Below are 24,153 nucleotides of genomic sequence, written 5' to 3'. Positions count from 1 at the left end.
TAGCGCATCACGCCGCGCTGCGCTTTCGCCATGCGTTCGCTGATCTCCGTGCGCCCCGCGGCACGCTATCCGGGCTCTTCGAGGCCGGACCCTCGCGAACGGCGGATCGCCGTCTGCGAGAGCCCAGGCGTCCTCGACGGCTGCCCGGATCAGAACCCGGCGGCCAGGCCGTCGCGCCGGGTGTCGCTCGCGGCAACATAACCGCGCTCCGGGTCGTTGCGGTCGAGCTTCCAGATGTACTGCCCGGAACCGAAGTCCATATACGGGTCCTCCACCGACTTGATCGTATGGCCGAGCTCCTGGAGCGCGCGCACGGTGTTCCTGTCGAGCGTCGCCTCGACGTCGACTGTGAAGTCCCGATTGACCTTCCAGCGCGGCGCGTCGCACGCGGCCTGCGGTTGCTGGCCGTAGTCGAGCATCCGCACGATCGATTGCAGATGCCCTTGCGGCTGCATGTCGCCACCCATCACGCCGAAGCTCATCACCGCTTCCTGGCGGCCGTCCACCTGCTGGGTCAGGAACGCCGGGATGATCGTATGGAACGGCCGCTTGCCGCCTTCCACCACGTTCGCCGATTTCGGATCCATCGAAAAACCGTAGCCACGGTTCTGCAGCGAAATGCCGGCATCCGGCACGACGATGCCCGAGCCGAAGCCCATGTAGTTCGACTGGATGAAGCTGACCATCATGCCGCGCTCGTCGGCCACCGACATATAGATCGTGCCGCCCGCTTTCGGCATGCCGAAATCGAACTGCGTGGCGCGCTTCGGATCGATCAGTTTGGCGCGCGACTTCAGGTACGCTTCGTCGAGCATCTGCTCGGGCGTGACTTCCATTGAACGCGGATCGGCGACGTAGCGGTAGACGTCGGCGAACGCCAGCTTCATCGCTTCGATCTGCAAGTGCTGCGATTCGATGCAGTCGACCGGCAACGCACCCACGTCGAACTGTTCGAGAATGCCCAGTGCGATCAATGCGGCGATGCCCTGCCCGTTCGGCGGAATCTCGTGCACCGTATGACCACGATAGCCCTTGCCGATCGGCTCGACCCAGTCCGCGCGATAGTTGCGCAGGTCGTCCATCGTGAGCGCGCCGCCGCCTTGACGCGAGAACGCGGCAATCTGTTCGGCGATCTCGCCCTCGTAGTACGCGCGCGGGCCCTGCTCGGCCAGCTTGCGCAGCGTCTTCGCGTGGCCCGGAAAGCGCACCAGCTCACTCACTTCCGGCGCACGGCCGCGCGGCATGAATGTGTCGGCAAAGCCCGGCTGGTCTTTCAACTCTGGCACGGCGGCCGCCCACTTGTAGGCGACGACGCTTGCCACCGCATGCCCGCGCTCGGCGATCTCGATGGCCGGCTCCATCAGGTCCGCAAACGGCAGCGACCCGAACTTCTGATGCAGCGCCTCCCAGCCGGCGATCACGCCCGGCACCGTCACCGCATCCCAACCGCGCTTGGGCTGCTTCGCGAGTCCGTTCTCCTCACCGTACTTGCGCTTGAAGTAATCGACATTCCATGCGGCGGGCGCCACACCCGACGCGTTCAGCCCATGCAGCTTCGCGCCGTCCCACACCAGCGCGAACGCGTCGCTGCCGAGACCGCACGAGACCGGCTCGACCACCGTGATGGCGGCCGCCGCCGCAATCGCCGCATCGACGGCGTTGCCGCCTTTCCACAACATCCGCAGGCCGGCTTGCGCCGCAAGCGGATGGGAGGTCGAAACAATGTTGCGCGCGAAGACGGGCAAACGGGGGGTGGGATACGGGTTTTGCCAATTGAAACGTGTCATTGAAAACTCAAACGAAAGTGATGAAGGGGCCGCCGCCCAGTGAAGCGGTCATGGAATCCGGTTACGACTCGCGCGGATCGAGCGCATCGCGCAGGCCGTCGCCGAGCAGGTTGAAACCGAGCACCGCCAGAAAGATCGCGATGCCCGGAAAGATCGACATCCACGGCGCCTGACTGACGAAGTCCTTCGCGGTGTTGAGCATGGAGCCCCACGACGGCGCCGGCGGCAGTTGGCCCAGCCCGAGGAACGACAGGCTCGCTTCGGCGATGATCGCGGTCGCGATCGTCAGGCTGGCCTGCACGATGATCGGCGGCAGTACGTTCGGCAGAATGTATCGCATGATGATCCGTGCGTGGCCGAGACCGATTGCGCGCGCGCCTTCGACGTATTCTTCGGCCTTCACGGTGATCGCCTGGCCGCGCGTCAAGCGGACGAAGCGCGGCATCGCGGAGATGCCGATCGCGGCCATCGCGTTGGTCAGGCTTGGTCCGAGGAACGCGGCGAGCGCGATAGCGAGAATCAGGAAGGGGATCGACAACAACGCATCGGCGATTCGCGAGATCACGCCGTCAACGAGCTTGCCGAAGTAGCCGGCCAGCAAACCGAGCGGCACGCCGATCAAGACCGCGATGCCAACCGATACGACACCAGCAAGCAGCGACGCGCGCGCGCCCCACAGCAGACGGCTCAGCACGTCACGGCCAAGTTCGTCGGTGCCGAACCAATGCGCGGCCGATGGCGCCTGCCGCACGGTCATGAAGCTCGCCTGCACCGGGTCGTAGTGTGACAGCCAGGGTGCGAATACCGCCATCAGCACGATGAGCAGCACGAGCGCCGCGCCGAGAACGGCAGCGCGATTGCGCATGAATTTCGCGATTCCGCGGCGCTTGCGGCGCGGCAAGCCGGTCGTGTGCGATGCGGCGCGCGCGTGAACGGGAGTTGTGGGAGTAGCCATCAGCCGCGTCTAAGTCGGGGATTGAGGAGGACGTACAGAACGTCGGCGCACAGGTTCACGACGATAAAGCACAATGCGGTGACGAGCACGACTCCCTGCACGACCGCGTAGTCGCGATTGAACACGGCATCGACGACGAGCTTGCCGAAGCCGGGGATCGTGAAAACCTGCTCGGTCAGCACCGCACCCGCCAGCAGTTCGCCGAACAGCAGAGCGAGCACGGTGACGATCGGAACCAGCGCGTTGCGAAAAGCGTGCTTGACGACCACGGTGCCGCGCAGCAGCCCTTTGGCGCGCGCGGTACGAATATAGTCGGTGCGCAGCACGCTCAGCATCGCGCTGCGCGTGTGACGCATCAATTGCGCGCCGAGCGACGCGCCGAGCACCAGCGCGGGCATCAGCATCGTCTTGATGCTCAGCCAGAAGTCTTCGGTCGGCGACACGTAGCCGGACGACGGCAGCAGATGCCAGCGCACCGACACGATGAAGATCATCATGATCCCGAGCCAGAAGTTCGGGATCGACATGCCCGACAGCGCGAAAATGTTCGCGCCGTAATCGAGCGCGCCACCGCGGCTTGCGGCGGAGATGACGCCGGCCGGAATACCGATACCCATTGCGAAGATCATCGCCATCGCCGCGAGTTGCAGCGTGACCGGCAACTTCTGCGCGATCAGCGAGGTCACCGGCACGTCGGTTCGCAGCGACGCGCCGAGATCGCCGTGCACGACGTCGCGAACCCACAGGACGTACTGCGTCGGCACCGGCTCGTCGAGATGGTACTTGACGCGCAGCGACGCGATCAGCTGTGGATCCTGATCTTCCCCGGCCATCGCCGTCACCGGGTCGCCCGGCAGCAGCTTCTGCAGGCCGAAGATCAGCATCGACACCAGAATCAGCGTCGGAATGGCGACCAGCATGCGATTGGCGATGATCCGCAGCATGATCGGTCAGCCCTTGATACTGACGCCGCGCAGGCGGATCAGGCCGTCGGGATAGGGCGTGAAGCCCTGCACCTTCTTCGACAGTTCGAACGGCCAGGGCTGGCTATAGACATAGACGATCGGATCGTCCTCGGCGAGCAGCTTCGACGCCGCGTCGTAATCCGTTTTGCGGTCCGCGGCGGTCAGTTTCACGCGCGCGGCGTCGAGATACCGGTCGACTTCCGGGTTGCAGTAGTGCGCGTAATTGAGGTTGCCCGCGCATGTGTTGAACTGATGCAGGTTGCCGTCGGGGTCGACGCGGCCCGACCAGCCGAGGTACATTGCCTCGAAGTCGCCGCTGTGCGCGGCATTGAGCTCGGTCGCGTAGTCGGTCGGCCGCAGCTTCAAATTGAAGCCGGCTTCGCCGACCATCGCCTGCATCATCTGCACGATCTGGCTCGACACCGTGTTGTTCGGATAGGTGAACTCGATGTCGACGTGCTCGTGGCCCGCCGCTTTCAGTAGCGCCTTCGCTTTCGCGACGTCGCGATGCGGCATTGGCAGCGACGCGTTGTAGTACGGGCTCGACTTCGGCACCGCCTGATTCGCCGGCGTGAAGATGCCCGCGCCGATCACCTGGTTGATCGCGTCACGGTCGAGTGCTAGGTCGAATGCCTGCCGCACGCGCTTGTCTTTCAGCAGCGCGTTGCTGCGCTTGCCGTTGCCGATATTGAACGTCACATAGTAGTAGCCGAGCCCGCTGACCGGCGCGAACCTGCCGCTTGCGTCGTTCTTGACCGATGCGACATCGGAGGGCGCGAGGCGCTCGAGCATGTCGAGCGAACCCGAGCGCAGATTGGCGAGCCGCACCGTGCTGTCCGGAATGGGCAGGAAGATCACGCGCTGGACCGGGTATTTGTCGGCGTCCCAGTAGCCGGGGAATTTCTCGAGCACGACGCGATCGTTCTGCACGCGCTGGACGAACTTGTACGGGCCCGAACACACCGGATGCGCGGCGACGCCGGCCGGATCGGCCAGCGTCTTCGGCGCGAGCATCATGCCGGCGCGGTCGGTCAGCGTCGCGAGCAGGGCCGCGTCCGGCTGTTTCAACACGATCGCGACCGTGTAGTCGTCGATCACGTCCACGTGATCGACCGACGCCAGTTCGCTCTTGCGGTTGCTCGTCTGCAGCGTGCGGTCGCGGTCCAGGTTCGCCTTGACGGCGGCCGCGTTGAACGGCTCGTCATCCTGGAACTTGACCCCTTGGCGCAGCTTGAACGTCAGCGTCTTGCCGTCGGCGCTCGTCGTCCACGACGTCGCCAGCATCGGCACGATCTTCAGGTCCGGCGTGATATCCACCAGCGAGTTGCACAGCGACGCAAACACGATCCGGTCGACGAGCTGCACGCTGCGCGCGGGGTCGAGCGAACCGATGTCGTCCTGCAGGCCGATCCGTATCGTCTGGCTGGTCTGGGCCATCACGGCAGTGGCGCCGAGCGCGAGCGCCGCGGCAATCAACATTCTTCGCATGAGGACTTTCCCTTTCTCTTCCAATTCAAAAAAATGGTGCGCTAAACGGGCATCGGTGCGACGGCAATTCGATTCTTCAATCGATTTTCATGTCTTCCAGCGTCGCCTGGCGGTCACGGTAGATCGCGAGCCGCTCGGCCAATTTGGGGCTCACGCTCGTGACCAGCGGCGCACCGCCGCCGGCGTTCTGGATCTCGCGCCAGAAATGGCACGCCACCTGCCGTCCGTCTTCGAGTCGCTCGCTGGCCGGCCGCACTTGCGCACAGTGCGGCTTCGCGTGCGGACAGCGCGTATGAAAACGGCAACCGGACGGCGGCGCCGTCGGACTCGGCAGATCGCCGGACAACGCCGGCTTCGCGCGCCGCTCGTGCGGGCTGCTCGCCGGAATCGCGCGCAGCAGCGCCTGCGTGTACGGATGCAACGGCGCGTCGAACAGTGCATCGACATCCGCCAGCTCGACAATCTCGCCCAGATACATCACCGCGACGCGATCGCTCATATGGCGGATAACCGCGAGATCATGCGCAACCATGATCAGCGTGAGGCCAAGATTCTGTTGCAGTGTTTCGAGCAGATTGATCACCTGCGCCTGCACCGAGACGTCGAGCGCCGACACCGGTTCATCGCCGACGATCAGCTTCGGCTCGCCGGCCAAAGCGCGGGCGATGCCGATCCGTTGTCGCTGGCCGCCGGAGAATTCGTGCGGGTAACGGTCCGCGTAGGCCGGTTGCAGGCCAACCGTGCGCAGCAGTTGGGCAACGCGCTCGCGATGCTCGACGCCGTTGCGCGCGAGCCCGTGCAGCGCGATCGGCTCGCCGACGATCTGGCCGATCGTCATGCCCGGATTCAGCGACGCGAACGGATCCTGAAAGATGATCTGCATTTCGCGGCGCAGCCGCCGCAGCGGCGTGCCCTGCTGGTGGGTGATGTCCGCGCCTTGATAGAACACGCGGCCGTCTGTCGGCTCGATCAGTCGGAGCAGGAGTCGGCCCAGCGTGGACTTGCCGCAGCCGGATTCGCCGACGATCGCGAAGGTCTCGCCGGCGTTGACCGCGAACGACACGTCGTTGACCGCATAGACAGTGGGCGTGCGCGTGAAGAGATGCCGCGCACCGCCAAAATGCTTCGTCAGTGCGCGCGCCTCGATGATCGGCGACGGCGCACTTGAGGCCGCGTCCGCATGCGGCGTTGTCGGAGTCAACCTCGTCATGCGAATTCCTTGCGCGATAGCGGCGCCGCGACCTGTTCGACCGGCGCTAGCCAGCATGCGACGCGATGCACACCGGCGATCACCTTGTCGGGCGGCGCGGCGTCAATGCAGCGTTGCTCCGCGAACGGGCAGCGCGGCGCGAAGCGGCAGCCGTGCGGCATCAACTCGGGCGACGGCACGGAACCGCGGATCGTCGCGAGCGCGCCTTCACGCTTGCCGACCGATGGAATCGCACCCATTAGTCCGATCGTGTACGGATGTTGCGGGTCGTCGAACAGATCGGCGACGGTGCCGTATTCGACGATGCACCCGGCGTACATCACCGCGACGTGGTCGGCGACCTCCGCGACGACGCCGAGGTCATGCGTGATCAACACCATCGCGGTGCCGGTCTCGGCCTGCAGATTCTTCACGAGTGACAGCACCTGCGCCTGGATCGTCACGTCCAGCGCGGTGGTCGGCTCGTCGGCAATCAACAGGCGCGGGCGGTTGGCGAGCGCCATCGCGATCATCACGCGTTGGCGCATGCCGCCGGAAAGCTGATGCGGGAACGCGTCCAACCGGGTTTCCGGCGCCGGGATCCGCACGAGCCGCAACATCTCGAGCGCTTGCTCGCGCGCCTGGCCGCGCTCGACATGGCGATGCCGCCGGATGCTTTCGCCGATCTGCTCGCCGACGGTGAACGCCGGATTCAGCGATGTCATCGGCTCCTGGAAGATCATCGACAACCGGTTGCCGCGAATATCGGCCAGTTCGCGCTCGGACAATGAGAACAGGTCCCTGCCTTCGAAGTGCGCGGTGCCGCCGACGCGGTGCGCAGGCGGGCTTGCGAGCAGACCCATCAGCGCGAGCGAGGTCACACTCTTGCCGCAACCCGATTCCCCGACGATGCAGAGCGTCTCGCCCGTGCCAACTGAGAACGACACGTCGTGCACGAGGTTCGGCACCCCGGCGGCGCGCGAGAACTTCAACGAAAAGCCGCGGACCTCCAGTACCGGTCTACGGTCGGCATCGGGCATGCTTAAAAGCTCCATATCGGACTAATGGTCCTGTTCAATGCGGACGTTTTGGGGCGATTATCTGGTGCGCTTTACAATGGAAAATATTAATATTTCTTGGTCACACTTAAATTTTTCTTGTGGATGGGCAATGCCGACGCTGCGCATGTTGAGAACTTTCCGGGCCGTCGCACGGACCGGGTCATTCGCCGCCGCGGCCGAGAGCGTCGCGCTGACTCAGGCGGCGGTGAGCTTGCAGATGCGCGCACTCGAACAGGCACTCGGCCGTCAGCTGTTCGATCGCAGCGGGCGGCAGATCGCGCTGAACCGGCACGGGCAAGAGATCTGGCCGAAAGTCGAGCAGATTTTCGATCTGCTCACCGAGCTCGAGGGAACGCCGACGGATTCGATGGTAGGACCGGTGACTATCGGCGCGGTGGTGTCGGTGATCGGCGCGCTGTCGCTAGTCGTCGCCCGGCTGAAGACCGCCCATCCGCAACTGGACGTGCGGCTGCTATCGTCGCGCTCCGACGAACTGGCCAAGATGGTGGAGGCGGGCGAGGTCGATATCGCGGCGATCGTCGCGCGTGCCGACATCTCGCTGCCGGACACGCTGAAGTGGACGACGCTCTACACGGAGCCGCTGATGCTGATAATCAGCCGCAAGATCACCGACACCGATCCGCAGCGCATCCTGCTCAGCCACCCCTTTCTGCGCTTCGACCGGCGGGTGCGCACCGGGCGCGTCGTGGAGCATGCGTTGCAGACGGCAGGCCTCGCGGTCAACGAGTACCTCGAACTCAATTCGATCGAGACGATCGTGGCGCTGGTGCGCGAGAATATCGGCGTCACGGTGCTGCCACTTCTGCACCGCGGCAACTGGCACAACGATCCGTCGCTACGCGTGCTGTCGATTTCGAACTCACCGGTGTTACGCACGGTCGGCATGATCCACCGCGCGTCGTATGACAGACGCGCCATCACGCAGGCGATTATCGATACGCTGCACGGCAGCTAGGCGGCGCTGCAACGCGCCTGGGGTTGGCCGGCGAGAAGAGATGTGATCGGGAGGCCGGTCATCCGTTTACCGGTGCGTAATCTGGACAAGGAGGCATGCGTGCGTCAACTGGATGTGACAGACATCACCTTCGCGCGCGATGGGGCGGTCAGGCGCGCGCCGCCCACGCAATCGCGGATCAATCGGAGCACGCAGCCATGACCGCGTCGCGGGCAGAAGTCTCACGCACTTATGCGATGCCGGAGCGCAGCGATCGCCTCGATTTCTACATACGCGACCAGGGCTCGCGCTCCGCGATTGAAGAGCCGCACAAGCACGAATACTTTCAGATTCAGATCAACCTGGGCGGCGATACGGAACAGCACATCGGTGGAGTACGCCGGCCGTTTCCTGCCGGTGCGATCGCCTTTATCCTGCCGCATCGCTTGCATCTGATACCGCATCCCGCGCATTCACGCTTCATTGTCATCAACTTTACGCAAGCATTTCTACGCGCCGACACGAGCGGCATTGCGGACCCCCTGGACCTCGAGGACGTGCCGCTGACGCAGGCGCCCGAACTCGCCCCATTCAGGCTTCAGGAGCATATCGATTTCATTCTGGAGGACGCCGATCTCGCCGAAATCGAGCCACTTCTCGCACGTATGCTGAAGGTCAATGAGACGCGGCGCTTTGGCGCGACCACCCTGCTTCGCGGATACCTTCTGCAACTCATCGGGATCGTATGCGAGCGACACGCGGAGCAGATAGTCCGGCTTTCCTCGCGCAACGTTCAGAAACTCGGCCGACGGGACGCTCTGGCGCGTGTCAACCGTCACGTGAACGCACATCTCGCGAGCGACGCGCTGTCTCTGACCTCCGCCGCTGCCGCTACGTTTTTGTCACCGAACTATCTGACGCATCTGATCAAGAAAGAAACGGGCCGGACGTTTGTCGAGTGGGTGACCGAGCGCCGCATTGCACGTGCAAGGGATCTTTTGGCCAACGACACCCGGCGCATCAAGGATATTGCGTTTCTGGTCGGCTATCGCGACGAAGCCTATTTTTCCAGGCGCTTTCGTCAATCAGTCGGTCAGTCTCCGAGCGACTTTCGCGACATGCACAGGAATGCGGGGCAACGAAACGATGGCACCACCGCGCGCAAGGAAGCACCGTAAGATCGTCCTGGTGTTGTGCGGATTTGTCCTGCACGGACAATTCGCGGGGCGGTACCGTAGGTAGGCCAATACAACAGCGAGGCTTACCATGACCGAATACTCAGTCACACCGCCCACCATCACGTCCGTTGCCGTCAGCGGATCGACGAGCCGCTTTCCCGTGCGCCGCGTGTTCTGCGTCGGGCGCAACTATGCAGACCATGCGCGCGAAATGGGCGCCAACCCGGACCGCGATCCCCCGTTCTTCTTTTCCAAACCTGCCGATGCCGTTGTGCCGGCAGCCGGCGTGGTGCCATACCCTCCCCTTACCGCCGATCTGCATCATGAGATTGAACTCGTCATTGCGGTCGGTAAGGAAGGCATGGCCATCGCCCCGGAAAACGCGCTCGATTTTGTCTGGGGTTACGGAGTCGGCGTCGATCTGACACGCCGGGACCTTCAGGCGACGGCGAAGAAACTGAGCCGCCCGTGGGACTGGGCAAAAGGCTTCGACGCGTCAGCGCCGGTGAGCGAAATCAAACCGGCGTCCGGGTCGGGGCATCCATCCTGCGGCCGGATATGGTTGTCCGTCAATGGCGAGGTCCGGCAGCAAGGCGATCTCAACGAGATGATCTGGCCTGTTGCAGACATCATCAGTTACGTCTCTCAGGCGGTCGCGCTGAAGCCGGGAGACCTGATCTTCAGCGGAACACCCGCCGGCGTCGGCGCACTGCGCCCGGGCGACAAGGTCGCGGGGGGAGTGGACGGTGTCGGCAATTTCAGTTTCGAGGTGGGTCCGCTGGCCGGATGAACGAGGCGCAACCACTCAGCGCGAGATCTGCCTTCCGATGAAGGCAGCCGACGCGAAGCGCGGGGCACTGTTCGCAGGCAGACGCGAGCGTGGACGCGGATATTCCGCGTCCACGCGGTTCCTGGCTCGGCTCATGAGGGGGCGGTTTGCGACCGCCTGCCTTGGCGCGACGCAATCGTCCCCGACAATAGACCGCCGCGCTCAATCGATTCCGAGCGGATCACCGTCGAATTCGACCAGGCAGCCAGGGCCGCCATGAAACAGCGCTTCACGCGCCTCTTCTTTCTGTCCGCTCGCCTTGATCTGCGCCGCGTACAGTTCGGCATCGTCTTCCGGCACAAAGCCGAGATAGCGCACGTTGGCGTTGTCCCAGCGGTTGCGCGCGTTATTGGAGACGCCATACACAACCGCGAAGTGGATGTCCGGATAGTCGATACAGCGGCGCGCCACCTGCACCATGTCGCGATGGCTGATCCAGGTGAACAGATGCCGCGGTACGGTTGGCCGGTCGTCCGGGCGAAACGAGCCGATCCGGATACACGCCACCGACATGCCGTGCTTGTCGGCATACATCCGGCCCAGCGCCTCGCCGAACACCTTGGAGATGCCGTAGCGGCTATCCGGGCGCGGCTCGACGGTGTTGTCGATCATCCGGTCGCGACGATGAAAACCCACTGCATGGTTCGAACTCGCGAACACGACGCGTTTGACGCCTGCTTGCCGCGCCGCTTCGAATACGTTGTAGCAACCCTCGATGTTCAGATCACGAATGCGCTCCCAGCGATCCTCGTCGGGAACGCCGGCCAGATGGACAACCACGTCGACGTCCTTCATGACCGGCAGGAGATCCTCCAGCCGCGTGATGTCCGCGCTCACGATTTCCTCATTTGCCTGCGCCGGCGCCTGCGGCGCAATATCGGCGAGGCGCAGTGCATAGTGACCCTGGAAACCGGCGCGGAGCACACGTCCAATGTGACCGGCCGCGCCGGTAATCAGTACTCGAGTCATTGATACCCTCTCTGTGATTCAGCTGAAAACGGTTAATCGGTTTCGCCTTTCTGTACCGTGTAGCCAGCCGAGCGGCGATGGTGCGCCTCGAGATACGCGTCGCGCGAGGGCACCAGATGTTCCCGGCATAACTTGATCAATGTGTCCCGGTCGCCGGTTCGCAGCGCCTCGATTATCTGATGATGCTCGGCGCGAGCCTTCTCCAGATACTGCGGAAACACGATGGATACCGAGCGGATGGCATGCGTGCGGCGTTCATATTCGCGAATCGCCTCGGCCAGAACCTGGCTTTCCGACAACGCAAAGAACGCATGGTGAAACGCCATGTTCGCGCGGAACACGCGCCGCAGATCGCCGGCGATGGCGGCTGCGTCGTGCTCTGCCTGAATTGCCGTCAACGCATCGAGCGCCTCCTTGCTGACCGGAAACACGATGCGCCTCGCGGCGTCCACCTCCAGCAGTTCGCGAAGCGCATACAGTTCGGTCACCTCGCGCGTGGAAAACGACTTGACCAGCGCGCCCACATTCTTGCGCCGCTCCACCAGCCCGCGCCGCTCCACCTCCACCAACACCTGGCGAGCCACGTGGCGCTTCAGGTTGAAGCGCTCGCACAGATCGTCTTCCACGAGTCGTTCGCGCGGATGCAGAACGCCAAGGACGATCTGCTCTTCGAGCTCGTCCGCGACGCTGCGCAGCGTCTCGTCGACATTGCGGTCGCGTTCGACCGTCTTCGCAGTGGGTGCATCGGAGCGCTTGGGCTTGGCAGCGTTGCTCATAGAAGGGTCCGCAAAATGATCTAACCCGCGAGCCTATACGAAAATATGACCTTTAACCCTTGTTTCCGTTGCCAGGAACGGTCGCGGTAATGCGGCTAGCCTGCAGAAAGTCGAAGTCGCAGCCCTCGTCGGCCTGAGTGATCGTCGTGAGGAAGAGCTTGCGATAACCACGCTCGTCGGGATCGGCCTGGCGCGCCGGCAGTGCGGCAAGACGCGCGGCAATTTCCTCGTCGCCGAGGGCAAGTTCGATCGACCGTTTTGCCACGCTCAGGCGAATCCGGTCGCCCGTTTGCACGATCGCCAGAGGACCGCCGATGGCCGCTTCGGGCGTGACATGCAGAACCACCGTGCCGGACGCCGTGCCGCTCATGCGTCCATCGGAAATGCGCACCATGTCTTTCACGCCCTGCCGGCCGAGCTTGCGCGGGATCGGAATGTAGCCCGCTTCCGGCATCCCCGGTGCGCCGACCGGACCGATCCGCTTGAGCACGAGTACGTCGTGCGCCTGCACGTCCAGTTCCGGATCGTCGATACGGCGCGCCAGATCCTCCGCGTCCTCGAAAACGACGGCCCGCCCTTCGTGCTCCATCAGGCTGGCGCTTGCCGCCGATTGCTTGATGATCGCGCCGCCCGGCGCGAGATTGCCGCGCAGCACCGCAATGCCGCCTTGCGGAAAGACAGGACGGTCGAACGGGCGAACGACCTCTTGCGGGAAGCTCGCCGGAGCGGCATCCAGTTCCTCGCCGAGCGTACGGCCGGTCACCGTCAGCGCGTCGAGATGCAGCAGCCCTTTCAACTCGCGCATGACCGTAGTCAGGCCGCCGGCGCGATGCAGGTCCTCCATGTAGTGCTGCCCGGACGGTTTCAGATCGACGAGCACCGGCGTTTCACGCGCCATCCGGTCGAGTTGCTCCAGGTCGATGCGAATCCCGAGGCGGCCCGCGATCGCGGTGAGGTGAATGATGCCGTTGGTCGAGCCGCCGATTGCCAGCAGCACGCGCAACGCATTTTCGATTGCCTTGGGCGTCAGGATGGTCGCCGGGCTCAGCTCGCGCCCGATCATCGCCACGGCCTGCGCACCGGTGCGCTCCGCAATACGGATCCGGTCCGCCGTCACGGCAGGCGCTGACGCACCGCCCGGCAGCATGATGCCCAAGGCTTCGGCAATGCAGGCCATCGTGCTCGCGGTGCCCATCACCGAACAGGTTCCAACCGTTGCGACGAGCTGGTTGTTGACCGCTTCGATCTCCGCTTCGTCGATCTGGTCGCCGCGAAAACTCGCCCAGAAGCGGCGGCAATCCGTACATGCCCCGACCCGTTCACCGCGATGCGAACCCGTGAGCATGGCGCCCGTCACCAGTTGAATGGCGGGAACGTTCGCCGCCGCCGCACCCATCAGTTGCGCCGGAACGGTTTTGTCGCAGCCGCCGATCAGCACCACCGCGTCCATTGGCTGGGCCCGGATCATCTCCTCCGTGTCCATCGACATCAGGTTGCGCAGGTACATGCTGGTGGGATGCGAAAAGCTCTCGGCGATCGAAATCGTCGGGAATTCGACCGGCAGCCCGCCCGCCAGCATCACTCCGCGCTTGACCGCCTCGATCAACTGCGGCGCGTTGCCGTGGCAAGGGTTGTAGGCACTGCCCGTGTTCGCGATGGCCACGATCGAACGCGACAGCGCGTCGTCCGTATAGCCCGCGCCCTTGATGAACGCCTTGCGCAGAAATAGCGAGAAACCTTCGTCGCCGTAGTTCGTCAGGCCCTGCCGCAAGCCGCTTTTCTTCTCGCTCATTAACGCTCCTGAATTTCCGATTAAATTATCAATAATCTTGACGGGAATGTTACCGATACTTATAGTCCGTACGCAAGCGATTCTTTTTCGTCGCGGCCGATGCCGCGTCCCAACACTTTCAAACAGCATTCCGCCGAGGTCTTCATGAAGCATGTCGTGGCCTATCGTCCGTTGCCTCCTGCCGTGCTGGGGCTACTTCGTGAGCACTGCTCCGTCGAACTGGTCGACGTTTCCGCCGGCGACCTCGCGCCGCTCACGCGCGCCCTGGGCAAGGCTCATGGAATGGTCGGCAACAACCTCAAGATAACCCCGGAGATCCTCGATGCAGCGCCCCTGCTTCAGGTCGCGTCCACCATTTCCGCCGGCTTCGATGCGTTCGACGTCGCCGACCTCTCGCGCCGCGGCATCGTCTTGACGAATACGCCGGAGGAAGTCACCGAAACCACCGCTGACCTCGTGTTCAGCCTGATTCTCGCGACCGCCCGGCGCATTGCCGAACTCGCCGACTGGACGCGCCGCGGACAGTGGACGCGCACGATCGGCGAGGCGCAATTCGGTGTCGACGTGCATCACAAAACACTGGGCATCGTCGGGCTTGGGCGTATTGGCAGCGCGGTCGCGAAGCGCGCCGCCCTCGGCTTCGGCATGGACGTGATCTATTCGAACCGCTCCCGCAACCCCGACGCGGAGGAGCGCTACGGCGCGCAATGGCGGCCGCTTCCCGAACTGCTCGCGACGGCGGACTTCGTATGCGTGCTCGTGCCGCTGTCGCCCGCCACCGAGCACCTGATCGGCAGCGCCGAGTTGGGGGCCATGAAGCCGTCTGCCATCCTTATCAATTGCGCGCGCGGACAGGTCGTCGACGAAGCCGCCCTCGTCGCGCATCTGCGTGAAGGGCGCATTCTCGGCGCCGGTCTCGATGTGTTCGAACGCGAACCGGTGTCGCCGGACTCGCCGCTGCTCCGCTTATCGAACGTGGTAGCGGTGCCGCATATCGGTTCCGCGACTCGACAGACGCGCGAGAACATGGCTATGCGCGCGGTGCGCAATCTCATCGATGCACTCGAGGGCCAGCTCTCCTCGACCTGTGTCAATCCCGAAGCGCTTCACGCCCGCTCGCGGGCGCAACAGATCGCCAGTTGAATGGAGCGAAACACCCCCACCGCAATCAAGAGGAACATGCGATGACCTCAGTCAACCGGCCCCGCGGCGTCTATTCGCCCGTGGTCACGCCGTTCACGAAAGACCTTCTTCCCGATTACGACCGCTATATCCGTCATTGCCGATGGCTTATCGAACAGGACGTCGGGCTCGCTGTTTTTGGCACCAATTCGGAAGCGAATTCGCTCGCGGTCGGCGAGAAAATGAAGCTGCTGGAAGCGTTGGTTGGCGCAGGCATTCCGCTCGATCGTCTGATGCCGGGCACCGGCTGCTCGGCGCTCACCGACACAGTCGAACTGACGCGCCACGCCCTCTCGCTGGGAGTGAACAATGTCCTGATGTTGCCGCCGTTCTTCTACAAGGGCGTCACCGACGAAGGCCTGTTCCGCAGCTACGCACAGATCATCGAACGGGTGGGGTCGGACGCATTGCGCATTTATCTGTATCACATCCCGCCCGTGTCCCAGGTGCCGCTTAGCCTCGCACTCATCGAGCGGCTGCTCGCTGCCTTTCCCAACGTGATCGCCGGCGTGAAAGACAGTTCGGGCGACTGGAGCAACACGCAGGCCATGCTCGAACGCTTCCAGCCACATGGCTTCGATGTGTTCGCCGGCAGCGAAAACTTCCTGCTGGCCACCATGCGGGCGGGCGGAGTCGGCTGCATCACGGCAACGGGCAACGTCAATCCGGCGGCGATCGTGCAGTTGTATCGTCACTGGCAATCGGCCGACGCCGATGCGCGTCAGGCAGCACTGGACGCCACGCGCGGGGTGTTCGCCAGGTTCCCGATGATCCCCGCGCTCAAGGCAGCGATCGGCGTGTACTCGAACGATCCCGATTGGGGCGTCGTACGCCCTCCTCTCGTCGATCTGACGCCGGTGCAACGCGATGCGCTCGCCGCCGCGCTTCGCGAAAACGGCTTCTCGATGCCGGGAGTCGAAGTCAGCGCCTGACGCCATGCGCGAACACCGCCGGTTGCATACGCTGCCGGCGGGCCGGCGATTCATCGCTTCGGCTTCACGCCCAATCGTCCAGCGCGTATTCGTTCAGCGCGGCGTCATCGAAGTCGAATCCCAGGCCGGGACGCGTCGGCACAATCAGCTGGCCGTCCGCGAAAGACAGTTGCGTATCCACCAGCCGACGGAAGTTCAGCACCTGATCGTCAGGAAAGAATTCGACGTAGCGCGCGTTGGTGGTCGACGCCACCAGATGCACGTGCAAATCGTGGAACCAGTGCGGGCACATCGTCACGCCCACCGCCGCGGCGAACGCCGCAATCCGTCGCCATTCGGTGATGCCGCCGCATACGGCCGCGTCCGACTGCAGGATCGTGGCCGCGCGCTTCTCGAGCAGTGCCTGATGCCGCCAGCGCCCTGCTTCTATTTCACCGGTCGCAACGGTCACCGGCGTGCGCCGGCTCAGTTGCGCGTGACTCTCGATGTCGTCCGGGCTGAACGGCTCTTCGATCCAGTACGGGTTGAAGGGCTCGTACCGGCGCATGTATTCGAGCGCGGTGGGAACGTCGGACCAGGCGTTGTTGGCGTCGAGCATCAGCAGCACGTCATTGCCGATCGCTTCTCGCGCCGCCCTGATCCGCGCTTCCTCGCTGCGCGGATCAAGCCGGCCCACCTTCATCTTCACGGCGCGAAACCCCATTGCGACGTAGCCCGCCATCTCCTCGCCGAGATGCTCGGGCGTCTTGCCTTCGAGGTAGTAACCGCCGCTGGCGTAGGCCGGCACCGTGGTGCTGCACGTACCGCCGAGATAGCGGCTCAACGGCAGGTCCGCGGCGCGTGCATTTCGGTCCCACAGGGCGATGTCGAGGATGGACAGCGCGCGCATCACCGAACCGGCCCTCCCCTGCAGCAGCGACTCGTTGTACATGTCGCTCCATGAGCCCTCGACATCGAGTGCGGAACGTCCGCGCAACAGCGGCGCAAACAATTCGCGCACCGCATACGTGACCAGCATGCCGGCGCGGTTGCCGCTATAGCAAAAGCCGATGCCGTAGTGGCCGTCCGCGGTCGTCACGCGCACGACCGTGTAGTCGCGAGCGGCGACGAGGCGGGTCGAGAATGCAACGTGGCGCTCAAGCGGCACGCGGATGGTGCGCGCCTCGACTGAGACGATCCGCGCACGTGTCTGATAACCAGTTTGCTCAGATTCGCCGATGACGTGTTTCATAGCGGTATGCCGGTTCGAAAAGATAGCCACGCTCGCGCGACCGATCGTGCGGCCCCGCATGGAGTCGCACGCGTGTGGCCGTTTGCACGGCGTCGTGACGGCCTGCGTGGAAGAACGGATCGTTTATGCGGCGGTGGTTGGCGTCCCGGCTGTTTCGCCTGCCGCACGCCGGCCGATGACCAGCAACATGGCCAGCACGCCGACCAGATCCACTGCCGCGCCGAGCAGGAAGCCGCTGCTGTAACCGCCGAAGTACTGGACCGCAAAGCCCATCATGGTCGGACCGACGATGCCCGAAATGTTGCTCATCAGGTGGACAAAGCCGCTTACGCCGCCGAGATGCCGGCCCGGCACCAACTCGTGCATGGTGGCCCAGCACGCTTGCGACGAGGCCGTCAGGAACAACACGGCGAACGCGACGAGCAGTACTGCGGGCGTCACGGAATCGACCATGCTGACGCCCAGGAGGGCGAGACCCGACAGCGCGAGCGGCACGATCGCCGAGATCTTGCGCGCCAGCAGCTTGTTGGTCATGCGCTTGAAGTACGCGTCGGCGAGAAGGCCGCCGCCGAAGTATCCGATTCCGCCGCATGCCCATGGCACCGCGCTCAGAATGCTCATGTGCTTCATGTCCAGATGCAGCGCGTTGGTGAAATAACTCGGCATCCACGAGATAAACACGAACAGCGTGTAGTTCACCGCGAAAAGTCCGACGCCAAGCGCAAGCGTGCTCGGACGAAACAGGTAGCCGCGCAGCGGCGTGCTCTCATCGCCGCCCTCTGCCGGATGCGCGGCGCTTCGGCTCGCTTCGACCATCTGACGTTCGGCCTCGCCGACCCGCGCGCTTTGAGACGGCTTGTCGGTCACGAACATGCGCCAGGCGACGATCCACACCAGTCCGAGCGCCGCGACAATCACGAATGACGTGCGCCAGCCGTAAGCTATGGCAATCAGCCCGACCACCGGCCCCGCAATCGCACTGCCTACCGTCTGGCCCGAAAAGGTAAAGCCGACCATGGTCGCGGTTTCATGCCGGGGAAACCAGTTGGTGATAGTCCGGTTGGTCGTCGAATTCATCGGCCCTTCGCCGAAACCGAACAACGCCCGGGAGACCAGCAGCGTGCCGAATCCCGTCGCGGCCGCGGTCAACCCGCACAGAATGGACCACGTCCCCATCGCCCAGGAGAAGACCCGGCGCGGTCCGTACTTGTCGGCGAGTTGCCCGCCGACGAAGGCGAAGATCGAATAGCCGAAGAAGAAACTGCTGAACACCACGCCGAGTTGCGACGGCGAAAGACTCAACTCCTTGTTGAGGACAGGCGCGACCACACCCAGCGCCGCACGGTCCATGTAATTGATCGCGCCCGCGATAAACAGCAGCAAAGCGACGACGTAGCGATACTTCCCGGTTTTCATGCTGTCTCCATTCCATTTAAATAAGGATGCCGAATATTCTCATCCAGCTTTTCTATCGAGTGCCTTGGCGGTCCTATTTGTTGACAAGCCTGGCGGGAAGCTGCGTCAAGATGAGACATGCGGAGATCATCAGCGACCCCGCAATCAGGAACAGGCTCGAATCGAGTGAATGCGTGACCGTCTTCAGCCAACCCACAAGCGCGGGGCTGACAAAGCCCGCGAGATTGCCTGTCGAGTTGATCAAGGCGATGCCCGCGGCCGCACCGGTTCCGCCGAGAAACGACGTGGGCAAGGCCCAGAACATGGGTAAGGCCGTAATCACGCCGGAGGCGGCAAGCGTCAGACCCAGCAACGCGATATAGGTGTTGTTGCCGGCGTATGCGCACATCACGAAACCCGTTGCCGCCATGCATTGCGGCAGCACGACGTGCCAGCGGCGTTCACGCGTGCGGTCCGCGTGGCGGCCGACCGCAATCATCATGATCAACGCGGCAAGATAAGGCACGACGGTCAGCAGGCCGATGGTGAAGGCGTCCGTGATTCCGGAACTCTTGATAATGGTCGGTTGCCAGAAGCCGACCGCATAAGAGCCCATCACGATACCGAAGAGAATCGTGCATAACGTCCAGACCTTGAGCGACGTGAAGACTTCGCGCACGGAACCGTGGCTTTTGGTGCGTGCTTCCGCATCGATTTCCGATGCTATGAAGTCGCGCTCCTCAACCGACAGCCACTTCGCGTCCTTCACCCGGTCGTCGAGAAACCAGAAAATGACGGCGCCCAGGATCAGCGCGGGTGCCGCTTCCAGAATGAATAGCCATTGCCAGCCGGCGAGCCCCGCATTGCCCGCGAGGCGCTGCATGATGAAACCCGATATCGGGCCGCCGACAATACCCGCCACCGGATTGCCCGCCATCAGGAACGCGATCATCTTGCCGCGCCGGTGCGAGGGAAACCAGTACGTGAGATACAGCACCAACCCCGGGAAAAAGCCCGCTTCGGCCACGCCCAGAAAAAAACGTAATACGTAGAACATCGTGGGCGTGGTGACCCACGCGGTCGCAGCCGAGAGCACCGCCCACGTGAGCATGATTCGGGCAATCCAGCGGCGCGCGCCGAGCCGGTGCAGCAACAGATTGCTCGGCACCTCGAAGAAGAAATACCCGATGAAGAAGATGCCGGCGCCGAAGCCGTACATTGCCTCGCTGAAGTTCAGATCGCTGAGCATCTGGAGCTTGGCGAAGCCCACGTTGACGCGATCCAGATACGCCACCACGTAGCAGACGAACAGCAAGGGCATGAAGCGCCAGGTCACTCGCGTATAGATCGAGTTGCTTGCCGCGCTGTCAGGGATTCGTATTGCCGGGGTTTGGGTGCTCAAGGGCTGTCTCCGCTATTGTGTTCGGCTGCATACAGGGCGCGGTTTTACTTATCGGTGTAAATGGCCGTTCGCCCTTGCGATGTGGTGGGTCAATGCAGACTCAACTCATGATCCCGATCTGCCAGGGCACGAATTCGTGATCCCCTAGCCCGAGCATTTCGCTTTTTGTGCGCTCGCCCGACGCGGCCGCAAGAATGGCGTCGAAGATCTTCTGACCCGTGCTCTGGACCGATTCGATGCCATCCAGGATGCCGCCGCAGTTCAGATCCATGTCTTCGGTCAGGCGCGTGTACATCGGCGTGTTGGTGGCGAGCTTCAGCGACGGCACGGGCTTCGCCCCGAACATGGAACCGCGCCCTGTGGTGAAGGCAATCAGATTGGCCCCGCCCGCAATCTGCCCCGTCGCGGAGACGGGGTCGAAACCAGGCGTGTCCATGAATACGAGTCCGGATTGCTTCACCAGTTCGGCGTATCGATACACTTCCATCAGCGGCCCGGTGCCCCCTTTCATCGCCGATCCAATCGACTTTTCGAAGATGTTCGCGAGTCCGCCCACCTGATTGCCGGGGCTGACCTGGCCGTTAATCTGAACGTCTCGCCCGACCGAATACTCGTCTTTCCACCAGCGAATCCGTTCAACCAGTTTCTCGCCGACTTCGCGGCTGACCGCACGCCGCGTGAGCGTATGTTCAACGCCGTAGATTTCGGGCGTTTCGGAGAGGATGGCCGTGCCGCCATGACGAACCAGCAAGTCCATCGCCGCGCCGAGCGAAGGATTCGCGGTGATCGACGAAAAACCGTCCGAGCCGCCGCATTGAAGACCGATCTTCAGATGGCTTGCGGGAACCGTCGTGCGCTTCATGCGGTTCGCGTCGGCTAGCAGAGCCTGAACCGCGGCCACGCCGGCCTCGATGGTCCGGCGGGTGCCGCCGCGCTCCTGCATGATGAACGTGTGCAGCCGCGAATCGGCCCGCAGACCTTCCTGATCCATCAGCCCGGCCAGCTGGTTGCGCTCGCAACCCAGCCCGACGATCAGCGCCGCGGCGAGATTGGGATGACGCGCGTAACCGGCCATGGTCCTGCGCAACAGCGCCATCGGCTCACCGCTCATTTCCATGCCGCAACCGATCGAATGCGTGAATGCGACTACGCCGTCGACGTTCGGGTAGTCCGCCAGCCGTTCCGGCGTGAACCATTCGGCAATCCTGTGTGCGACCGTGGCCGAACAATTGACTGTCGACAGGACGCCGATGTAGTTGCGTGTGGCAACCTCGCCGTTCTCCCGCACGATGCCCTGAAACGTGGCTCGCCCGGCTTCGGGCACCATCTCGACGGGCCGGTAGTCGGCGCCGAATGCGTAGTCCCGGTCGAACTCGCGGAACTCGACGTTATGGCTGTGGACCATCGTGCCTGACGCGATATTCGTCGCGGCGAAACCGATCACCACGTTGTACTTGCGAACCGGCTCGCCTTTCTTGATGGGCCTCGCCGCGATCTTGTAGCCCGCGGCCACCTGGCTGCGGCAAACAAAGTCTTCCACTGGAACCGGCGTACCGATTGCGACGTCGACGCGCGCAATAACCACGTTGTCAGCGGGATGCAACCGGATCACCGGTCCGGTTACGTTCTTGCTCGTCATCTCAATCATCAGGCATTGCCCTTCCAAAGAATGTGCACCGGGCGATAAAAACGGGAAAACGAGTAATCGCTTTCTTACAGAACCGCTACGGACGTTGCGGCGGCTGCTCGCACCTCAATAATTTCAAGCATCTTATGGTACTTGCGGATCGAATTCAAGAGAAAGCGCTTACTCATTTACCTTTATACTACCGGTCGAGCCGCCGCATGGGCGGAAATCCGGACGCTTGAACAGGAGACTGAGATGTGGCAACAAGCTGAGCGATACCCCGACCCGCGGGTGATTTCGCTAGATCCGTCCTTCGACAAATATCGCGTGGCCTTTTCGGCTGTCGAACGGCTGGCTACCGGCTATCGGTGGACCGAAGGTCCGGTATGGTTCGGCGATGGTCGCTACCTGCTCTGGAGCGACATTCCGAACAACCAGATGTTGAAATGGGAGGAGGAAACGGGCGTGGTCAGCGTGTTCCGGAAGCCTTCCAATTACGCAAACGGCAACACCCGCGACAGGCAGGGGCGGCTCGTTACATGCGAGCACGGCCGCCGCGTCACGCGCACCGAGTACGACGGCAGCATCACCGTCCTGCTCGATTCCTTTGAAGGCAAACCGCTCAATTCTCCCAACGACCTGGTAGTGAAATCGGACGGCTCTATCTGGTTCACTGATCCGCCGATGGGCATCTCCGGACACTACGAAGGAATCAAGGCGGAGCAGGAACTCCCCCACTCGGTTTATCGGATCGATGGCGTGACGGGCGAAGCGTCCGTCGTCACTCGCGACCTGAAAGGGCCGAACGGCCTGTGCTTTTCACCCGACGAGAAGCTGCTCTACATCATCGAATCGCGCGGTGTGCCCAACCGGATGATTCACGTTTATGAAATGGACGCGGACGGTCGCTCAATCGGCAAGGGCAGGATGTTCTACGACGCGGGGGCCGGCACGATCGATGGGATGCGTGCGGACGTGGACGGCAATTTGTGGTGCGGTTGGGGCATGGGCAACGACGAACTCGATGGCGTCATGGTCATTTCGCCACAAGGAAAGTTGATTGGCCGGATCGCGTTGCCCGAGCGTTGCGCGAATTTGTGTTTTGGCGGACGCGCACGCAATCGGCTGTTCATGGCGTCGTCGCAGTCCATCTATGCGGTCCACGTCAACACGCAGGGCGCGCTGGGCGGATAACCCGGTTCGCCGCGGCATGGATCGCGGCCACCGGCGTGCGCCGGTCGCGACACTTCACTTCGAATGACTGACTTTGATCACTCTGACATGCAAAGCAAACCTGTATTGACCGTCGTAGAAGCGACGCGAATTCTCGAAACCGCACGCGTGGAAGCGGAAAAAAACCAGTGGGCAGTCGCCATCGCGGTTGTCGATGACGGCGGTCATCTGCTGGCCCTGCTTCGCCTCGACGGCTGTGCACCGATAGGCGCGTACATCGCAACCGAAAAGGCGCGCACGTCGGCGCTCGGCCGACGTGAATCGAAGCAGTACGAAGACATGATCAACGGCGGCCGGACCGCTTTCCTGAGCGCACCGCTCGCCGGCACGCTGGAAGGTGGTGTGCCCGTCACGGTCGACGGGCACGTCGTGGGCGCGGTCGGCGTGTCCGGTGTCAAGCCGGATCAGGATTCGCAGGTGGCCAGAACCGCAGTGAACAGCCTCGATGGTTGAATGATCGATACCTGAAATTGTTGGCGCAGATGATGGGTGAAATGGTCGAGCGAGGCGGGCTACGCAGCAAGGGTGGGAAATGATGGCCGGTGACACTGCACGCGATGAACTGCTCGCTCGATGGCTTGCTGACCACTCCTGGTCGAAAGAGTGCAGCGGTCGGATGAGGAAATCCGCGCGGATGTCCTGCACAACGCGCCACGGATTCCGGGTCACGTGGTGTGGTGGATTGATCAGGGCGTCGGATATTCAAAACTGCCGGACACTCTTGCCGGGCATTCACGATATCGCTTTGATGGAAGATCGCGCGATGCGGCGCATTTCGAGCCAGCAGATTGCGGACCGGCTACGTCACGGGATGGTGTCGGAAGCGCCGGTGAACGAAACGATTCAGCGGATGGCAAAGGTGATCGATGCGCAGAACGCCAACGACCCGCTGGATCGACCCATGACCTGTCATCTGGATGCGTCGCCTGCGTCCAGGGCGACGAAGGCGCGAGCTCTCGAAGCGCGGTTGCAGTCGGGCGGATATACGGTGCCGTTGCCGCACAGGTTCGGATTCCGCTCGTAACGGTAGGCGGCGGATTGCAGTCGAGGCCGTGCGCGGATTCATGCATCGGGGACGCGAGGCGCTCTGGAGTTCGGATGCTATCGCGTGACGGAGCCGAACTGCGGATGGGACTGCAACCACCGATCTTGGTTTTCATGACCGATCCGACGATTGTGCTGAGGCGGATGTCACTCACATCCAATC

21 protein-coding genes are annotated in these 24,153 nt (G+C 63.1%); 8 read left to right on the top strand and 13 right to left on the bottom strand.

Features of this window, described 5'->3' with window-relative positions; all coding sequences use genetic code 11:
* Window positions 1-149 precede the first annotated feature (149 nt).
* The 6 genes from CJU94_RS34480 to CJU94_RS34455 form a co-directional block, all read right to left on the bottom strand.
* On the bottom strand, window positions 150-1,787 hold the full coding sequence (locus CJU94_RS34480) for a gamma-glutamyltransferase family protein (RefSeq protein ID WP_095423135.1): 1,638 nt from the start codon (window positions 1,785-1,787) through the stop codon (window positions 150-152).
* 61 nt (window positions 1,788-1,848) lie between these two features.
* Window positions 1,849-2,742, bottom strand: coding sequence for an ABC transporter permease (locus CJU94_RS34475; RefSeq protein WP_095423134.1), 894 nt, complete (start codon window positions 2,740-2,742; stop codon window positions 1,849-1,851).
* Complete coding sequence (locus CJU94_RS34470) at window positions 2,742-3,686, bottom strand: ABC transporter permease (protein ID WP_095423133.1); 945 nt, start codon at window positions 3,684-3,686, stop codon at window positions 2,742-2,744. Before CJU94_RS34470 ends, CJU94_RS34475 begins: the two co-directional genes overlap by 1 nt.
* A gap of 6 nt (window positions 3,687-3,692) precedes the next feature.
* On the bottom strand, window positions 3,693-5,195 hold the full coding sequence (locus CJU94_RS34465) for an ABC transporter substrate-binding protein (protein ID WP_095423132.1): 1,503 nt from the start codon (window positions 5,193-5,195) through the stop codon (window positions 3,693-3,695).
* A gap of 76 nt (window positions 5,196-5,271) precedes the next feature.
* Window positions 5,272-6,405, bottom strand: coding sequence for an ABC transporter ATP-binding protein (locus CJU94_RS34460; protein WP_095423131.1), 1,134 nt, complete (start codon window positions 6,403-6,405; stop codon window positions 5,272-5,274).
* Window positions 6,402-7,424: an ABC transporter ATP-binding protein gene (locus tag CJU94_RS34455; protein WP_095423130.1), complete on the bottom strand. Its 1,023-nt coding sequence runs from the start codon at window positions 7,422-7,424 to the stop codon at window positions 6,402-6,404. Before CJU94_RS34455 ends, CJU94_RS34460 begins: the two co-directional genes overlap by 4 nt.
* 130 nt (window positions 7,425-7,554) lie before the next feature.
* Here CJU94_RS34455 and CJU94_RS34450 point away from each other — a divergent pair, with 130 nt between their 5' ends.
* The 3 genes from CJU94_RS34450 to CJU94_RS34440 all read left to right on the top strand — a co-directional run bounded on the left by CJU94_RS34450 (window position 7,555) and on the right by CJU94_RS34440 (window position 10,368).
* Window positions 7,555-8,421 (top strand): LysR substrate-binding domain-containing protein, encoded by an 867-nt coding sequence (locus tag CJU94_RS34450; protein ID WP_095423129.1) that lies wholly within the window; start codon window positions 7,555-7,557, stop codon window positions 8,419-8,421.
* Between the two features lie 236 nt (window positions 8,422-8,657).
* Window positions 8,658-9,578, top strand: a complete 921-nt coding sequence (locus CJU94_RS34445; protein WP_244221150.1) for a helix-turn-helix transcriptional regulator — start codon at window positions 8,658-8,660, stop codon at window positions 9,576-9,578.
* 88 nt (window positions 9,579-9,666) lie between these two features.
* On the top strand, window positions 9,667-10,368 hold the full coding sequence (locus tag CJU94_RS34440; RefSeq protein ID WP_095423127.1) for a fumarylacetoacetate hydrolase family protein: 702 nt from the start codon (window positions 9,667-9,669) through the stop codon (window positions 10,366-10,368).
* A gap of 201 nt (window positions 10,369-10,569) precedes the next feature.
* On the opposite strand, the gene CJU94_RS34435 is transcribed toward CJU94_RS34440, so the two are convergent.
* The 3 genes from CJU94_RS34435 to CJU94_RS34425 are packed head-to-tail and all read right to left on the bottom strand — an operon-like array spanning window position 10,570 to window position 13,944.
* Entirely contained in the window at window positions 10,570-11,376 is an 807-nt protein-coding gene (locus CJU94_RS34435; protein ID WP_095423126.1) for an NAD-dependent epimerase/dehydratase family protein, read from the bottom strand.
* Between the two features lie 32 nt (window positions 11,377-11,408).
* On the bottom strand, window positions 11,409-12,152 hold the full coding sequence (locus CJU94_RS34430; protein WP_095423125.1) for a GntR family transcriptional regulator: 744 nt from the start codon (window positions 12,150-12,152) through the stop codon (window positions 11,409-11,411).
* Between the two features lie 52 nt (window positions 12,153-12,204).
* The gene (locus CJU94_RS34425; RefSeq protein WP_095423124.1) at window positions 12,205-13,944 is read right to left on the bottom strand and encodes an IlvD/Edd family dehydratase; all 1,740 of its coding nucleotides are present in this window, start codon (window positions 13,942-13,944) and stop codon (window positions 12,205-12,207) included.
* 144 nt (window positions 13,945-14,088) lie between these two features.
* On the opposite strand from CJU94_RS34425, the gene CJU94_RS34420 reads away from it, so the two are divergent.
* Together CJU94_RS34420 and CJU94_RS34415 are read left to right on the top strand one after the other, a co-directional pair.
* The gene (locus CJU94_RS34420) at window positions 14,089-15,087 is read left to right on the top strand and encodes a 2-hydroxyacid dehydrogenase (protein WP_095423415.1); all 999 of its coding nucleotides are present in this window, start codon (window positions 14,089-14,091) and stop codon (window positions 15,085-15,087) included.
* A gap of 41 nt (window positions 15,088-15,128) precedes the next feature.
* Window positions 15,129-16,058, top strand: a complete 930-nt coding sequence (locus CJU94_RS34415) for a dihydrodipicolinate synthase family protein (protein WP_095423123.1) — start codon at window positions 15,129-15,131, stop codon at window positions 16,056-16,058.
* 64 nt (window positions 16,059-16,122) lie between these two features.
* On the opposite strand, the gene CJU94_RS34410 is transcribed toward CJU94_RS34415, so the two are convergent.
* From CJU94_RS34410 to CJU94_RS34395, 4 genes are all read right to left on the bottom strand, one after another.
* Window positions 16,123-17,289 carry a mandelate racemase/muconate lactonizing enzyme family protein gene (locus CJU94_RS34410; protein WP_095423414.1) on the bottom strand — a complete coding sequence of 389 codons (1,167 nt, stop codon included), beginning with the start codon at window positions 17,287-17,289 and terminating at the stop codon, window positions 16,123-16,125.
* Between the two features lie 123 nt (window positions 17,290-17,412).
* Window positions 17,413-18,705, bottom strand: a complete 1,293-nt coding sequence (locus CJU94_RS34405) for an MFS transporter (protein WP_095423122.1) — start codon at window positions 18,703-18,705, stop codon at window positions 17,413-17,415.
* 73 nt (window positions 18,706-18,778) lie between these two features.
* Window positions 18,779-20,086, bottom strand: coding sequence for an MFS transporter (locus CJU94_RS34400; protein ID WP_244221149.1), 1,308 nt, complete (start codon window positions 20,084-20,086; stop codon window positions 18,779-18,781).
* Window positions 20,087-20,186: 100 nt separating this feature from the next.
* Window positions 20,187-21,734 carry a UxaA family hydrolase gene (locus tag CJU94_RS34395; protein ID WP_095423121.1) on the bottom strand — a complete coding sequence of 516 codons (1,548 nt, stop codon included), beginning with the start codon at window positions 21,732-21,734 and terminating at the stop codon, window positions 20,187-20,189.
* A gap of 234 nt (window positions 21,735-21,968) precedes the next feature.
* Between CJU94_RS34395 and CJU94_RS34390 the strand changes: the two genes are divergently transcribed.
* The 3 genes from CJU94_RS34390 to CJU94_RS41090 all read left to right on the top strand — a co-directional run bounded on the left by CJU94_RS34390 (window position 21,969) and on the right by CJU94_RS41090 (window position 23,970).
* Entirely contained in the window at window positions 21,969-22,907 is a 939-nt protein-coding gene (locus CJU94_RS34390; RefSeq protein ID WP_095423120.1) for an SMP-30/gluconolactonase/LRE family protein, read from the top strand.
* A gap of 87 nt (window positions 22,908-22,994) precedes the next feature.
* Window positions 22,995-23,399: a heme-binding protein gene (locus tag CJU94_RS34385; protein WP_095423119.1), complete on the top strand. Its 405-nt coding sequence runs from the start codon at window positions 22,995-22,997 to the stop codon at window positions 23,397-23,399.
* A gap of 79 nt (window positions 23,400-23,478) precedes the next feature.
* The gene (locus CJU94_RS41090) at window positions 23,479-23,970 is read left to right on the top strand and encodes a hypothetical protein (RefSeq protein ID WP_244221148.1); all 492 of its coding nucleotides are present in this window, start codon (window positions 23,479-23,481) and stop codon (window positions 23,968-23,970) included.
* The last annotated feature ends 183 nt before the right edge of the window (window positions 23,971-24,153 follow it).

This window comes from Paraburkholderia aromaticivorans (assembly GCF_002278075.1).
GTDB lineage: Bacteria > Pseudomonadota > Gammaproteobacteria > Burkholderiales > Burkholderiaceae > Paraburkholderia > Paraburkholderia aromaticivorans.
Note: the sequence above shows the minus strand (reverse complement) of the source record. Positions and strands in the feature narration are given on the sequence as shown.

Coding starts and splice junctions, on each gene's coding strand:
- CJU94_RS34480 (WP_095423135.1), bottom strand. CDS start 1,787: ATGACACGTTTCAATTGGCAAAACCCGTATCCCACCCCCCGTTTGCCC.
- CJU94_RS34475 (WP_095423134.1), bottom strand. CDS start 2,742: ATGGCTACTCCCACAACTCCCGTTCACGCGCGCGCCGCATCGCACACG.
- CJU94_RS34470 (WP_095423133.1), bottom strand. CDS start 3,686: ATGCTGCGGATCATCGCCAATCGCATGCTGGTCGCCATTCCGACGCTG.
- CJU94_RS34465 (WP_095423132.1), bottom strand. CDS start 5,195: ATGCGAAGAATGTTGATTGCCGCGGCGCTCGCGCTCGGCGCCACTGCC.
- CJU94_RS34460 (WP_095423131.1), bottom strand. CDS start 6,405: ATGACGAGGTTGACTCCGACAACGCCGCATGCGGACGCGGCCTCAAGT.
- CJU94_RS34455 (WP_095423130.1), bottom strand. CDS start 7,424: ATGCCCGATGCCGACCGTAGACCGGTACTGGAGGTCCGCGGCTTTTCG.
- CJU94_RS34450 (WP_095423129.1), top strand. CDS start 7,555: ATGCCGACGCTGCGCATGTTGAGAACTTTCCGGGCCGTCGCACGGACC.
- CJU94_RS34445 (WP_244221150.1), top strand. CDS start 8,658: ATGCCGGAGCGCAGCGATCGCCTCGATTTCTACATACGCGACCAGGGC.
- CJU94_RS34440 (WP_095423127.1), top strand. CDS start 9,667: ATGACCGAATACTCAGTCACACCGCCCACCATCACGTCCGTTGCCGTC.
- CJU94_RS34435 (WP_095423126.1), bottom strand. CDS start 11,376: ATGACTCGAGTACTGATTACCGGCGCGGCCGGTCACATTGGACGTGTG.
- CJU94_RS34430 (WP_095423125.1), bottom strand. CDS start 12,152: ATGAGCAACGCTGCCAAGCCCAAGCGCTCCGATGCACCCACTGCGAAG.
- CJU94_RS34425 (WP_095423124.1), bottom strand. CDS start 13,944: ATGAGCGAGAAGAAAAGCGGCTTGCGGCAGGGCCTGACGAACTACGGC.
- CJU94_RS34420 (WP_095423415.1), top strand. CDS start 14,089: ATGAAGCATGTCGTGGCCTATCGTCCGTTGCCTCCTGCCGTGCTGGGG.
- CJU94_RS34415 (WP_095423123.1), top strand. CDS start 15,129: ATGACCTCAGTCAACCGGCCCCGCGGCGTCTATTCGCCCGTGGTCACG.
- CJU94_RS34410 (WP_095423414.1), bottom strand. CDS start 17,289: ATGAAACACGTCATCGGCGAATCTGAGCAAACTGGTTATCAGACACGT.
- CJU94_RS34405 (WP_095423122.1), bottom strand. CDS start 18,705: ATGAAAACCGGGAAGTATCGCTACGTCGTCGCTTTGCTGCTGTTTATC.
- CJU94_RS34395 (WP_095423121.1), bottom strand. CDS start 21,734: ATGATTGAGATGACGAGCAAGAACGTAACCGGACCGGTGATCCGGTTG.
- CJU94_RS34390 (WP_095423120.1), top strand. CDS start 21,969: ATGTGGCAACAAGCTGAGCGATACCCCGACCCGCGGGTGATTTCGCTA.
- CJU94_RS34385 (WP_095423119.1), top strand. CDS start 22,995: ATGCAAAGCAAACCTGTATTGACCGTCGTAGAAGCGACGCGAATTCTC.
- CJU94_RS41090 (WP_244221148.1), top strand. CDS start 23,479: ATGATGGCCGGTGACACTGCACGCGATGAACTGCTCGCTCGATGGCTT.